The sequence below is a fragment of the Amycolatopsis sp. NPDC003865 genome, from assembly GCF_053605345.1.
The window spans coordinates 1-12,445 of sequence record NZ_JBSGJA010000011.1 but is presented as its reverse complement, the minus strand read 5'-3'; the positions used below and the strand labels follow the sequence as shown (position 1 = coordinate 12,445).

Annotated in this window: 13 protein-coding genes; 10 read left to right on the top strand and 3 right to left on the bottom strand. The window is 70.5% G+C overall.

Annotated features, from left to right (window positions below; genetic code table 11):
- Window positions 1-27 precede the first annotated feature (27 nt).
- From boxC to ACWEVP_RS25060, 5 genes are read left to right on the top strand one after another with little or no spacing between them, the layout of a single operon-like run.
- A complete protein-coding gene (boxC, locus tag ACWEVP_RS25080) occupies window positions 28-1,647 on the top strand; it encodes a 2,3-epoxybenzoyl-CoA dihydrolase (protein WP_452064998.1) in 1,620 nt (539 codons plus the stop codon).
- Window positions 1,648-1,652: 5 nt separating this feature from the next.
- Window positions 1,653-3,074 (top strand): benzoyl-CoA 2,3-epoxidase subunit BoxB, encoded by a 1,422-nt coding sequence (boxB, locus tag ACWEVP_RS25075; protein WP_452064997.1) that lies wholly within the window; start codon window positions 1,653-1,655, stop codon window positions 3,072-3,074.
- An 8-nt stretch (window positions 3,075-3,082) separates the two neighbouring features.
- Window positions 3,083-4,627 carry a benzoate-CoA ligase family protein gene (locus ACWEVP_RS25070; protein ID WP_452064996.1) on the top strand — a complete coding sequence of 515 codons (1,545 nt, stop codon included), beginning with the start codon at window positions 3,083-3,085 and terminating at the stop codon, window positions 4,625-4,627.
- Window positions 4,624-5,478, top strand: coding sequence for an amidohydrolase family protein (locus ACWEVP_RS25065; protein ID WP_452064995.1), 855 nt, complete (start codon window positions 4,624-4,626; stop codon window positions 5,476-5,478). Before ACWEVP_RS25070 ends, ACWEVP_RS25065 begins: the two co-directional genes overlap by 4 nt.
- A gap of 9 nt (window positions 5,479-5,487) precedes the next feature.
- Window positions 5,488-6,408 carry a S41 family peptidase gene (locus ACWEVP_RS25060; RefSeq protein ID WP_452064994.1) on the top strand — a complete coding sequence of 307 codons (921 nt, stop codon included), beginning with the start codon at window positions 5,488-5,490 and terminating at the stop codon, window positions 6,406-6,408.
- A gap of 25 nt (window positions 6,409-6,433) precedes the next feature.
- Here ACWEVP_RS25060 and ACWEVP_RS25055 read toward each other — a convergent pair whose 3' ends face one another.
- Both ACWEVP_RS25055 and ACWEVP_RS25050 read right to left on the bottom strand, forming a co-directional pair.
- On the bottom strand, window positions 6,434-6,814 hold the full coding sequence (locus tag ACWEVP_RS25055; protein WP_452064993.1) for a VOC family protein: 381 nt from the start codon (window positions 6,812-6,814) through the stop codon (window positions 6,434-6,436).
- 52 nt (window positions 6,815-6,866) lie between these two features.
- Complete coding sequence (locus ACWEVP_RS25050; RefSeq protein WP_452064992.1) at window positions 6,867-7,313, bottom strand: MarR family winged helix-turn-helix transcriptional regulator; 447 nt, start codon at window positions 7,311-7,313, stop codon at window positions 6,867-6,869.
- An 83-nt stretch (window positions 7,314-7,396) separates the two neighbouring features.
- Between ACWEVP_RS25050 and ACWEVP_RS25045 the strand changes: the two genes are divergently transcribed.
- Genes ACWEVP_RS25045 through ACWEVP_RS25030 form a run of 4 tightly spaced genes read left to right on the top strand, consistent with a single transcriptional unit; the run spans window position 7,397 to window position 10,648 of the window.
- The gene (locus ACWEVP_RS25045) at window positions 7,397-8,362 is read left to right on the top strand and encodes a ring-cleaving dioxygenase (RefSeq protein ID WP_452064991.1); all 966 of its coding nucleotides are present in this window, start codon (window positions 7,397-7,399) and stop codon (window positions 8,360-8,362) included.
- Window positions 8,359-8,961, top strand: a complete 603-nt coding sequence (locus ACWEVP_RS25040; RefSeq protein ID WP_452064990.1) for an alpha/beta hydrolase — start codon at window positions 8,359-8,361, stop codon at window positions 8,959-8,961. Before ACWEVP_RS25045 ends, ACWEVP_RS25040 begins: the two co-directional genes overlap by 4 nt.
- A gap of 42 nt (window positions 8,962-9,003) precedes the next feature.
- Window positions 9,004-10,143, top strand: coding sequence for a dipeptidase (locus ACWEVP_RS25035; protein WP_452064989.1), 1,140 nt, complete (start codon window positions 9,004-9,006; stop codon window positions 10,141-10,143).
- A gap of 46 nt (window positions 10,144-10,189) precedes the next feature.
- A complete protein-coding gene (locus ACWEVP_RS25030) occupies window positions 10,190-10,648 on the top strand; it encodes a LapA family protein (protein ID WP_452064988.1) in 459 nt (152 codons plus the stop codon).
- Between the two features lie 10 nt (window positions 10,649-10,658).
- On the opposite strand, the gene ACWEVP_RS25025 is transcribed toward ACWEVP_RS25030, so the two are convergent.
- Window positions 10,659-11,480 carry a maleylpyruvate isomerase family mycothiol-dependent enzyme gene (locus tag ACWEVP_RS25025; protein ID WP_452064987.1) on the bottom strand — a complete coding sequence of 274 codons (822 nt, stop codon included), beginning with the start codon at window positions 11,478-11,480 and terminating at the stop codon, window positions 10,659-10,661.
- A gap of 82 nt (window positions 11,481-11,562) precedes the next feature.
- On the opposite strand from ACWEVP_RS25025, the gene ACWEVP_RS25020 reads away from it, so the two are divergent.
- Window positions 11,563-12,354 carry an Abi-alpha family protein gene (locus ACWEVP_RS25020; RefSeq protein ID WP_452064986.1) on the top strand — a complete coding sequence of 264 codons (792 nt, stop codon included), beginning with the start codon at window positions 11,563-11,565 and terminating at the stop codon, window positions 12,352-12,354.
- Window positions 12,355-12,445: the final 91 nt, after the last annotated feature.

Below are 12,445 nucleotides of genomic sequence, written 5' to 3'. Positions count from 1 at the left end.
GTCTGACTCATGTAGACAATCGGGAGAGTGACCACCACCACACCGGTGACCTTCGACCGCCGTCCGGACGAGTACCGCCACTGGCGGCTCAACGTCGACGGGGAGGTCGCCTGGCTGGAAATGGACGTCGACGAGCAGGGCGGGCTCGTCGAGGGCTACGAGCTCAAGCTCAACTCCTACGACCTCGGCGTCGACATCGAGCTGTACGACGCCACCCAGCGGCTGCGGTTCGAGCACCCCGAGGTCCGCGTGGTGGTGGTGACCAGCGCGAAGGACAAGGTCTTCTGCGCCGGGGCGAACATCCGGATGCTCGCCGCGTCCGAGCACCACTGGAAGGTGAACTTCTGCAAGTTCACCAACGAGACCCGCAACGGCATGGAGGACGCCACCGAAAACTCCGGCCAGACGTATGTGGCTGCGGTGAACGGGACCTGCGCCGGCGGTGGCTACGAGATCGCGCTGGCCTGCGAGAAGATCCTGCTGATCGACGACAACTCTTCGACCGTCGCGCTGCCCGAGGTGCCGTTGCTCGGCGTGCTGCCCGGCACGGGCGGGCTGACGCGGGTCGTCGACAAGCGGCGCGTCCGCCGGGACCTCGCCGACGTCTTCGCGACGCGCCCCGACGGCGTCAAGGGCAAGACGGCGGTCGACTGGCGGCTGGTCGACGAACTGGTTCCGCGCCAGGGGTTCCGCGATGCCGTGGCCAAGCGGGCGCGGGAGATCGCGCGCGAATCCGACCGCACCGGCGAGGGCGGCATCGAGCTGACACCGCTGGAACATCGCTATGTCGACACAGAAGTAGTCGAACACCAGGTGACCATCACCATCAAGGGTCCCGAAAACGACCCGGGTGACCTGCACGAAGAAGGCGCGAACGGCTGGTTCCTCGCCATGACCCGCGAGCTGGACGACGCCATCCTGCGGCTGCGCACCAACGAGGTCGAAGCCGGTACGTGGATCCTGAAGACGCAAGGTGATCCGGAGAAGGTGCTCGCGCACGAGCGGGCCGTCCTCGGTTCGAAGGACTGGCTGGGCAACGAGATCACGCACTACTTCAAGCGCACGCTCAAGCGGCTCGACGTCACCAGCCGCACGCTGATCGCGCTGATCGAGCCCGGCAGCTGCTTCGCCGGGTCGCTGCTGGAGCTCGCGCTGGCCGCCGACCGCCAGTACATCCTCGACGGCCCGCCGATCGACGACGAAGACAGCGACGAACGGGCCACGATCCGCCTGTCCGAAGCCAACTTCGGCCCGTTCCCGATGGGCAACGGGCGCACCAGGTTGCAGACGCGCTTCTACGGCGACGACGACCACCTCGCCTGGCTCGCGCGCGAAAAGGACCACGAGCTGAGCGCCGCCGAAGCCGTCGAACTCGGCCTGGTCACCGACGCGCCGGACGACCTCGACTGGGAGGACGAGATCCGGATCGCCCTCGAAGGCCGGGCGTCGCTGTCGCCGGACGCCCTCACCGGGATGGAGGCCAACCACCGGTTCGTCGGCCCCGAGACCATCGAGACCAAGATCTTCGGCCGGCTGGCGGCTTGGCAGAACTGGATTTTCACCCGGCCCAACGCGTCCGGGCCGGAAGGCGCGCTGCGCCGATACGGTACCGGTCAGAAGGCCGTCTTCGACAGGAAGCGGGTCTAGCGCAGATGCCCGAGAAGATCGACTACGACGCCAAGATCCCCAACAACGTCAACCTCTCCGAGGACCGGCGTTTGCAGCGGGCGCTGGAGGGCTGGCAGCCGAAGTTCATGCACTGGTGGGGCGAGATGGGCCCGACGCTGGAGACCCAGGGCGTCTACCTGCGCACCGCGGTCAGCGTCGGCCGCGAGGGCTGGGCGCACTTCGACCACGTCAACGTCCCGGACTACCGCTGGGGCATCTTCCTCGCCGAGCGCGACCCGGACCGGCGGATCGCCTTCGGCGAGCACCAGGGCGAGCCGGTCTGGCAGCAGGTGCCCGGCGAGTACCGCGCCGACCTGCAGCGGCTGATCGTCATCCAGGGTGACACCGAACCCGCGTCGGTCGAGCAGCAGAAGCTCCTCGGGCTCACCGCGCCGAGCCTCTACGACCTGCGCAACCTGTTCCAGGTCAACGTCGAAGAGGGCAGGCACCTGTGGGCGATGGTGTACCTGCTGCACGCCTACTTCGGCCGCGAAGGCCGCGATGAGGCCGAAGGGCTGCTGCTGCGCAACTCGGGCAGCCCCGACGCGCCCCGCATCCTCGGCGCGTTCAACGAGGAGACCGCCGACTGGCTGGCCTTCTACATGTTCACCTACTTCACCGACCGCGACGGGAAGTACCAGCTCGGCACGCTCAAGGAGTCCTCCTTCGACCCGCTCTCGCGCACCTGCGAGTTCATGCTCAAGGAGGAGGCGCACCACATGATGGTCGGCACCACCGGCGTCGACCGCGTGGTGACCCGCAGCGCCGAGCTCATCCGCGAGCACGACACGCTCGACATCGGCCCGCACGGCGGCATCCCCCTCGACGTCATCCAGAAGTACATCAACTTCCACTACACCGTCTCGCTCGACCTGTTCGGCAGCGAGACGTCGACGAACGCGGCGAACTACTACACCGCCGGGCTGAAGGGCCGCTGGCAGGAGACCCGCCGCAAGGACGACCACAAGCTCACCGACGACGCCCGCACGCTGGAGAAGCCGGCCGCCGACGGCACCTGGACGTCGGAGGAGCTGCAGGCGATCCTGCTGCTCAACCTCGACCTGCGCAGCGAGTACGTCGCCGACTGCCAGACCGGCGTCAACCGCTGGAACAAGATCCTCTCCGAGGCCGGCATCGACCGTTCGTTCAAGCTGCCGCACCCTGGCTTCAACCGCGAAGTCGGCATAAACTCCGGCCACCACGTCACTCCCGACGGCACCATCGTCGACGAGGCGACCTGGGAGGCAGGCAAACGCAAGTGGCTGCCCACCACCGAGGACCTCGCGTTCGTCCGCTCGCTGATGCACCCGGTGTACGAGCGGGGGAAGATCGCGAGCTGGGTGGCCCCGCCGCGGCAGGGCATCAACGGGAAGCCCTTCGACTACGAGTACGTGTACCTCACGTAGGAGGTCTGGTGGCGACAGCGTTCAACGCCGCGGAATACCTGCTCCTCGCCGGGCACCCGGACGCGACCGCGGTCGTGTCGCCCCGCCGCACCCTCACCTACGCCGAACTGGCCGAGGAGTCCCGCCGCGTCGCGGGCGGGCTCGTCGAGCTCGGTGTGCGGCCCGAAGAGCGCGTCATGTTCTGCATGGTCGACGACGTCGAGCTGCTCACCGGCATCCTCGGCGCGATGCTGGCCGGCGCGGTGGCCGTGCCGGTCTCGACCATGGTCACCGGGCTCGAGCTCGGCAAGATGCTGGCCGACTCGCGGGCACGCGTGCTCTGCGTGTCCGGTGAGTTCGCCGAGCAGGCCGTGACGGCGGTGGGGCTCGCGCCCGAGGTCACCGACGTCCTGCTCGACCGGGCCGACGCCGACGGGTTCACGGTCCGGACCCACCAGTGGTCGTCGCTGGCGGGCGCGTTCCGGGATGGACGGACGTGGGCGGACTCGCCCGCGTTGTGGCTGTACACGTCCGGGACGACCGGGCAGCCGAAGGGCGCGATGCACCGGCACGCGAGCATCCGCGCGGTGTGCGAGACGTACGCGCGAGGCGTGCTGGCGACGACGCCGGCCGACCGGTTCCTGTCCGTGCCGAAGCTCTTCTTCGCCTACGGGCTCGGCAATTCGTGCTTCTTCCCGCTGGGCGCGGGCGGGACGACGCTGCTCGAGCCGTCGCGGCCGACTCCGGCGTTGTTCGCCAGACGCGCGCGTGAAGAGCAGCCGTCGTTGTTCTTCGCCGTCCCGACGTTCTACGCGGCGCTGCTGGCCAGCGACGTCCCGGACGACTCGTTCGCCTCGGTGCGGCACGCGGTTTCGGCGGGCGAGCCGCTGCCCGCCTCGCTGTTCGAACGGTTCCGCGCCCGCTTCGGCCTGGAGATCCTGGACGGCATCGGGTCGACCGAAGCGTTGCACATCTTCCTGTCCAACCGGCCGGGCGCGGTGCGGCCGGGCACCACCGGGGTCGCGGTGCCGGGGTACTCCCTGCAGATCCGCGACGAGGCGGGCGCGGTGATCGACGCCGCGGGCAAGCCGGGCGAGCTGTTCGTCGCCGGCCCGTCCACGGCGACCGGCTACTGGGCCCGCTACGACGCGACGAAGCTCGTGTTCCAGGGCGAGTGGCTGCGGACCGGCGACAGCTACGTGCGCAACGAGGACGGCACGTACTCCTGCCTCGGCCGCTTCGGCGACATGCTGAAGGCGGGCGGGATCTGGGTCTCACCGTCCGAAGTGGAGGAACGGCTGCGGCAGCACCCGGCGGTCGCGGAGGTCGCGGTGGTCGCGGCGCCGGACGCCGACGGGCTCGACAAGCCGGTGGCGTGCGTGGTGGCCGCGCCCGGTTTCGCGGTGGACCCGGACGAGCTGATCGAGTTCTGCCGCGAGGGCCTCGCGGCGTTCAAGCGCCCGCGAGGAGTGGTCGAACTGGCGGAACTGCCGAAGACGGCGACCGGCAAGATCCGCCGCAACGTGATCCGCGAGCAGGTCCGCGACGTGCTGCGGGTGGTGCCCAGTCCGTGATCGACGGGTACTTCGTGGTCGACGCGCACGTCCACACACCGCGCCTGCCGACGCTCAAACCCGCCTGGCTGCAGTGGGCGCACGACTTCGCGGGGGCGTACCCGTGGCGTTCGGTGTACTCCGCCGACGGCTCGGTGATCCCGTCGGCGATGGACGAGCTGATGGCGTCCGAGGGCGTCGACCGGGTGCTGTTGTTCTGCGAGTACAGCCCGCGGGCGACGGGGATCCAGTCCATTGAGGACAACCTGCCGCTGGTGGAGCACAACCCGGTGCGGTTCCGGCTCGTGGCGAACGTCAACCCGTACCTGCACCACCCGCCGGCGTCGGAGGTGGCGCGGCAGCTCGACCTGGGCGCGGTGGCGCTGAAGATCCACCCGGTGCACGGCGCGTTCTCCCCGGCGGACAAGGAGCTGTACCCGGTTTACGCGTTGTGCGCCGAGCGCGGCGTACCGGTGATCCTCCATTCGGGCACGTCGAGCTTCCCGGGTTCCCGCACGAGTTTCGGGAATCCCGAGCTGATGTCCGATGTGGTCGAAGACTTCCCTTCGCTGCAGTTCGTGTTCGCCCACGGCGGCCGCGGCTGGTGGTACGACGTGGCGGCGTTCCTCGCGTTGGCGCGCGAGAACGTCTGGCTCGATCTGGCCGGGCTGCCGCCGAAGAAGCTGCCGGAGTACTACCAGCGCTTCGACCTGGCCAGGCTGGCCGGGAAGTTCGTGTTCGGCACGGACTGGCCCGGCGTGCCGTCGGTGGCGGCGAACGTCCGGACCCTGATCGGGCTGGGCTTGCCGGAGGACGTCCTGACCGGCGTGCTGTCGGGCAACGCGATCAAGCTGATGCCCTCGCTGGCGTAACCTGGCCCCATGGGGGGACGCGTCGCGCTGCTGGCGGTCGCCGTGGCGCTGTTCTTCGCGGGCGGGGCCGCGCCGGTCCGGTCGCACACGCCCGCCGAGTTCCTGAACCGGACGATCGCCCTGATCCGCGCGAAATCCCTCGACTCGGCTGGGGTGGACTGGCCGCGCGTCGAGGCGCGGGCGGCCTACCTCGCGCGGGGCGCGGCAGCCGACATCGGGACGCTGACGGCGCTTCAGTACGTCGTCGGCGAACTGCACGATCCGCACACGATGCTGGTGTTCCCCGGGCAGGGGCTCACTGCGCCGAGCGACCTGCCGACGGTGGGGATCGACCGCGGCGTCGCGACCCTCCGCCTGCCCGGCCTGGCCGGGGACGAAGCCGCTGAACGCCACTACCTCGACGCGGGGTTCACGGCGCTCGGCGGCGTGCCGCCGATGTGCGGCTGGATCGTCGACCTGCGGACGAACACCGGCGGCACGGTGTTCCCGATGCTCACGGTGCTCGCCCCGCTGCTCGGCGACGGTCCAGCCGGTTCGTTCGTCACGCCGGGCGGCGATCGCACGCCGTGGGAAATCCACGACGGGCAGTTCTGGCTGGCCGGCCGTTCGATGTCCGCGCTCCCCAACCCCATCCGGCTGCCGCGGCGACCGATCGCCGTGCTCACCTCGGGAAACACCGCCAGCTCCGGGGAAGCGTCGCTGGTGGCCCTGCGCGGCCTCTCGCGCTCCTTCGGCGTACCGACCGCGGGGTTCGCGACCGGCAACGACGTCGTCGACCTCGGTGGTGGGATCCGGTTGCTGCTCACGGTCGCTCGGGAAGCCGACCGGACCGGCCGGCTCTACGGCAATACCCCCATTCCGCCGGACCAGCCGGCCGCCGACGCCGAAGCCGCCGCGCGGGCGTGGCTGCGCACGCGGGGGTGCCCGTGACGGGCACCCCCGCGCCCCCAGAGGCTCAGCTCAGGAGCTGGTGCAGGCAAAGCACATTGCCCTCGGAGTCGGTGAACCACGCCGCCCGTTCGTTGCCCAGCTCGGCGATGTGGTCCACGGTCTTCAAGCCCTCCAGCTCGAAGTCCTGGAACCGTACCCCGTGGCCTTCGAGGGCCGCGATCTCCGCGGGGAGGTCCGAAACCTCGAAGCTCAACGCCGTGTTTTCGCTCTGGGCGCCCGCCGGCATCGGGCGGAGGCCGATCGCGCCCGCGCCCGCCGCGAAGTACAGCGTTCCGTCCTCGCCCTTCCCCGTCTGCTTCAGGCCCAGGGAGTCCGCGTAGAAGTGGCCGGCGCGTTCGCTGTCGGTCACCGGGAGCATGGTCGTGATCGTCGATTCGGTCAGCATGGACCCATCGTGCGCGCCGGGAAAGCCGCTGGCCAGCGGGGGTTTTTCAACGTCAGGCGTTGAACGCGCGCAGTGTCCGCATCGCTTCCGCGAGTGCCTGCGCGTCGTCACCCAGCGGGGTCAGCACGATGCGCCGGAGGATCTCCGCGGCCGCCGAGCGGGCCTTGTTCGCCATGTCCAGCCCGTGGTCGGTCAGCGCCGCGAACGTGACGCGGCGGTCGTCCGGGCTCGGCACGCGGCAGATCAGGTCCGCCGCGACCAGGCGGTCGGCCACCTTCGTGAAGCCGCCGCTGGACAGCGCCGCCTCGGTGGCCAGCTTGGTCATCGGCATCCGGTGCTCGGGCGAGCGGACCAGGCGCAGCAGGATGTCGAACGACGCCGGCGCGAGGCCGAGGCGGTCGTTGATCTCGCCCATCAGCTTGTCCTGCGTGGCCAGGTAGCCCTCGATCACCAGGCCCCACCACGTGACGATCTCGTCGTCGTCGGTCTTCGGATCCACCGCGCCAGCCTACCGGAAAGTCTGCACGGAATATATCTTGCGCGCGAGAGGTTCTGCCGTTACCTTGAACCGAGGAGGCAACCATGTCGATCAAGACGTCCGGCCTGCACCACGTCACCGCGATCGGCGGCGACCCGCAGCGCAATGCCGACTTCTACCTGCGGACCCTGGGCCTGCGGCTGGTGAAGACCACCGTGAACTTCGACGACCCGGGCACCTACCACCTCTACTACGGCGACAGTTCCGGCAAGCCCGGCTCGCTGATGACCTTCTTCCCGTGGCCCGACGCGCCGAGCGGCCGCCACGGCACCGGCCAGGCGACGACCACGTCGTTCTCCATCCCCGAAGCGTCTCTCGGCTGGTGGAAGCAGCACCTGGCCGCGAACGGCGTCGAGACCGGTCAGGTCCGCAACGCCGACAACGAGGAAACGATCACGTTCCGCGACCCCGACGGCCTCGAGCTCGCCCTGGTCGCGCACCCGCAGGGCGACCCGCGCGACCCCTGGGACACCGAACTGGTCCCGGCCGCGCACGCCATCCGCGGCCTGCACTCGGTGACACTCTCGGTGACCAAAGAGGACGCCACCGCCGGCATGCTCACCGACGGCCTCGGCCTCACCTTCGCCACCCAGGACAGCAACCGCCTGCGCTTCGCCGCCGGTGACGGCGGGCCGGGCGCGCTGGTCGACGTCCTCGTGACGCCGGACGCGCCGCGCGGGCTGGTCGCCGCGGGCACTGTGCACCACGTCGCCTGGCGCGCGCCCGACGAGGAGACCCAGAAGACCTGGCGCGAAGAGCTCGTCGACCAGGGCGTGCACGTCACGTCCATCCTGGACCGCCAGTACTTCCGCTCGATCTACTTCCGCGAGCCGGGCGGCACGCTGCTGGAGGTCGCGACCGACGAGCCGGGCTTCGCCATCGACGAGCCGCTGCTGGAGCTGGGCCGTGCGCTCAAGCTGCCGCCGTGGCTGGAGCCCCGCCGCGAAGAGATCCAGCACATGCTGCCGAAGCTCAACCTCCCCGCCGAAAACAACCCGGAGCTGTCATGACGCTCGAGCACAAGTACGTCGAGGGCTCCCCGGACGCGCCGCTGCTGCTCCTGCTGCACGGCACCGGCGGCAGCCCGGACGACCTGCTCGGCCTGGCGCGCGAGCTGAGCCCGGACTCCGCCGTGCTGGCCCCGGCCGGCCCGGTGTCCGAGCACGGCGCCGCGCGCTGGTTCCGGCGGCTCGCCGAGGGCGTCTTCGACCACGAGGACGTCGTCAAGCGCGCGAACGAGCTCGCGGACTTCGTCGTCGAGGCCCGCGAGAAGTACGGGCTCGGCGACCGCCGGCTGGTCGCCGTCGGGTTCTCGAACGGCGCCAACATCGCGGCCGCGGTGACGCTGCTGCGCCCGGAGGTCGTCCGGGAAGCCGCGTTGTTCGCGGCGATGTCGCCGGTCCCGGAGCCGCCGTCGCACGACCTGAGCGCGACGCGGGTCTTCCTGGCCAACGGCGAACGCGACCCGATGGCGCCGCTGGCGTCCACCGAGGAGCTGATCCGGCTGCTGCGCGAGCGCGGCGCCGACGTCGTCACGCAGCGCCACCCCGGCGGTCACCAGATCACGCTCGAAGGGGTACGCGCGGCCGCGAAGTGGATCATGACCTGATGTTTGTACGGAGCGTATATCCACGCGCCCTACGATCGGGCGATGACTAACGAGGCACTACAGCGTGCTACCAAACTGCTGGACGCGGTCATCCTCGCGGACGGGCACAACGACCTGCCGTGGGAGCTGCGGCAGCACGGCGGCCCGAACCCGGTCGAGGCGGCGGCGTCGCTCGACCTGACCGTGCGGCAGCCCGCGCTGCACACCGACTTCCCGAAGCTCGCGGACGGGAAGCTCGGCATGCAGTTCTGGTCGGTGTACGTGCCGTGCGAGTTCGAGGGCCACAGCGCCGTGACGGCGGTGCTGGAGCAGATCGAGGTCGTCCACCAGCTGGCCGAGCGCTACCCCGACCGGCTGCGGCTGGTCGACACCGCGGACGAGGCCGAGGCCGCGTTCGCCGACGGCCGGATCGCGTCGCTGCTCGGCGCCGAAGGCGGGCACAGCATCGCCGAGTCGCTCGGCGTGCTGCGGGCCCTGCGCCGCCTCGGCGTCCGCTACATGACGCTGACGCACAACTACAACACCACCTGGGCCGACTCGGGCACCGACGAGCCGGCCCACGGCGGGCTCACCGAGTTCGGCCGCGACGTCGTGCGCGAGATGAACAAGATCGGGATGATGGTCGACCTCTCGCACGTGGCGCCGACGACGATGCGCGACGCGATCGAGGTCAGCTCGGTGCCGGTCATCTTCAGCCACTCCTCCTGCCTCGCGGTCAACGACCACCCGCGCAACATCCCGGACGACGTCCTGGCGCTGCTGCCCGGAAACGGCGGTGTCGCGATGACGACGTTCGTGCCGGCGTTCGTCTCGCCGAAGGTCACCGCGTGGGACCACGAGCTGAAGGCCGCGATGGAGGCGGCGGGCCAGGACTACCGGAACCTCGGGCTCCGGGGGAAGTTCGCGAAGGAGTGGGACGGCCCGGCCAAGCCGAAGGCCACCGTCGAGGACGTCGTCGCGCACGTCGAGCACGCCCGCGAGGTCGCCGGCATCGACCACATCGGCCTCGGCGGCGACTACGACGGCGTCGGCTCGCTGCCGGAGGGGCTGGAGGACACGTCCAAGTACCCGGTGTTGTTCGCGGCGCTGCTCGAGCGCGGGTGGAGTGAGGAAGACTGCGCGAAGCTGGCCGGCAAGAACACGCTCCGCGTGCTGCGGGAGGTCGACGGCTTCGCCCGTTAGGGGGTTTGACACGGCGCACCCCGCGCGCCCGGCGGACACTGAGGACATGACGCACGCGCGCGGGGGCGCGGCCGACCGCCCCACCGGCCCCACCAGCCACGACCTGCCCGGGAGCGACGGCCCCGGCCGCCACCAGCTGGGCGAGAACGACGTGCCCGAGGGCGCTCTCGAGCCCGCCGAGCTGCGTGCCGGCGACGTCCGGCCCGGTGCCGAGGAGGTCACGCCGGTGCGGCCGGCGCCGTCCCGGCCCGCGCCCGCGAAGATCAAGCGGACCCGGATCAGCGGGACCTGGGTCGCGGTGATCGCCGGGCTCGTCGTGCTGGTCCTGCTGCTGATCTTCATCCTGCAGAACCTGGACTCGGTGACCGTGCACTTCTTCGGCGGCGAAGGCAGCCTACCGCTGGCCATCGCGATGCTGTTCTCCGCGATCGGCGGGGCGGCGCTGGTCGCGTTGATCGGCGGCGCCCGGATCCTGCAGCTGCGGAAGCAGGCGCGCCGCCGCTGAAAGCTACGTCTCAGACGATGATCGACGTCATCGTCAGCAGCTGCGCGCAAACGTTTTCGTCGCCGGTCGTCCGGACCCGGCCGAGGTCGGCGGCGTTGCGCGTGCAGAGCCGCCAGAACGTGTCCAGGTCCGTCGTCACCGCGGCCAGCGGTGTGCGGGACGGCGGGGCGCCGCGGTCGAGCGTCCAGCCGTCGCGCTCGCGGCGGGCGTACCACTTCCCGGCGCCGGTGACCGTGTAGCCCACCTGCTTGCCGACGCGCGCGTCGACGTCGCGCAGGGTGTGCGGCAGCGCGCGGACGAACGTGTCGGCGATCGGTTCGGCGTACTCGGCCTCCAGCGGCGTGTGTTCGAGGGCTTCGCGGATCTGGACGTGGTGGACCCAGAACTCCGAATAGTCGCGGGCCGCGTCCAGCCAGCGCGGCGCCGGCTCGTCGCCCGCCCAGCTCACCGGCTCACCGACGACGTCGAGGTCGAGCTTCGCCCAGTACTCGGTGGTCTGGCCCATGAACTCGTACATCATCGTGAGCAGCACGTCCGTCGAGAGCCGGCGGCAGGCGACGACCCACTCCTCGTTGATCCGGTCGATGAACCGCGGGAAGGACTCACCCGGACGGGGGGATTCGGACGTGTGCCCGTCGCGGCCGCGGGACAGCCGGCCGACCTTGTCGCCCAGCAGGTGGGCGGCGATGTCCTTGACCGTCCAGCCCGCGCACATGGTGGGCCGCGTCCAGTCTTCGTCGGTCAGCGCGCCGAGCAGCGTCATCAGCGCTTGCTCTTCCTTCGAGAAGTACGGGAGGACGTCGATCGGCGGGCCCCAGCGCGTCGGACTCATGGCGCACATAATGCCGGTCATCACACCACCGTTCGGCCTACCCGCAGGTAGCATCAGCCCGTAAGCAGAGGGGAGTCCGCCGGTGAACGCAGAGCGACCGAACGGCCGGGGCACCGGCGACGAGGTGGCCGACCTCGCCCGCCGCGCCGGGCAGCTGGCGGGCTGGGCCGCGCGCACGAGCTTCGCGCTCGGGCGCAAGCTCCCCGGCGTCGAGACCGCCGAACGCACGGTCCGCCAGGTCGAGCACTCGCTGCTGAGCGAGCTGCGGCGCCGGCTCGACGAGGTCGACGACCCGTACCACGCCGCGCTGACGGCGGCGTCGGCGATGAACCGCCCGGCGGTGCCCGGGAAGGTGGAGGCCACCGTCACGCTCGTCCCCGCGCGCGACAACCACGCCGAGCCGTTGCGCGCCGCGATGGCCGAGCTGCTCAACCACTCCATCGGCTTCGGCCGCGACCGGGCCCGCGAATACTTCTACGCGATCATCCTGCGCCAGCTGACGCCCGACGAGGCCCGCATCCTGTCCGCGCTGTCGGACGGCTCGCCGTTCCCCGCGGTGGACGTCGTCGAGCGGACCGGCATCGGCGGCACCGGCCGGGTGGCGCTGCGCAACGCGTCGACGGTCGGCAAGGCGGCCGGGGTCTCGCTGCCCGACCAGGTCCCCGGGTACGTGACGCGGCTGATCGGGCTGGGCCTGGTCGACCTCGACGAAGAGGTGCCGTCGCTGGAGACGCAGTACGAGATCCTGCTGACCGACGAAACCGTGCGCGACGCGGAAAAGCACGTCAAACGCGCGAAGCACGTCCGGCGGACGATCCACATCTCGCGCCTGGGGGCGCAGTTCTGGCAGGCCTGCGACCCGAGCTTCGCCTAGAGCCTGTTTCAATGGCGTAGCCACTCGTTGATCGCCGCGATGTGCACGGTCGCCTCGTAGCGAACCGCGAGTTTGTCGAACCGTGTGGCCA

Bases quoted from the DNA above. Each gene is read 5' to 3' on its own strand.
- boxB (WP_452064997.1), top strand. From the start codon at position 1,653: ATGCCCGAGAAGATCGACTACGACGCCAAGATCCCCAACAACGTCAAC.
- ACWEVP_RS25060 (WP_452064994.1), top strand. From the start codon at position 5,488: ATGGGGGGACGCGTCGCGCTGCTGGCGGTCGCCGTGGCGCTGTTCTTC.
- ACWEVP_RS25055 (WP_452064993.1), bottom strand. From the start codon at position 6,814: ATGCTGACCGAATCGACGATCACGACCATGCTCCCGGTGACCGACAGC.
- ACWEVP_RS25045 (WP_452064991.1), top strand. From the start codon at position 7,397: ATGTCGATCAAGACGTCCGGCCTGCACCACGTCACCGCGATCGGCGGC.
- ACWEVP_RS25040 (WP_452064990.1), top strand. From the start codon at position 8,359: ATGACGCTCGAGCACAAGTACGTCGAGGGCTCCCCGGACGCGCCGCTG.
- ACWEVP_RS25035 (WP_452064989.1), top strand. From the start codon at position 9,004: ATGACTAACGAGGCACTACAGCGTGCTACCAAACTGCTGGACGCGGTC.
- ACWEVP_RS25030 (WP_452064988.1), top strand. From the start codon at position 10,190: ATGACGCACGCGCGCGGGGGCGCGGCCGACCGCCCCACCGGCCCCACC.
- ACWEVP_RS25025 (WP_452064987.1), bottom strand. From the start codon at position 11,480: ATGAGTCCGACGCGCTGGGGCCCGCCGATCGACGTCCTCCCGTACTTC.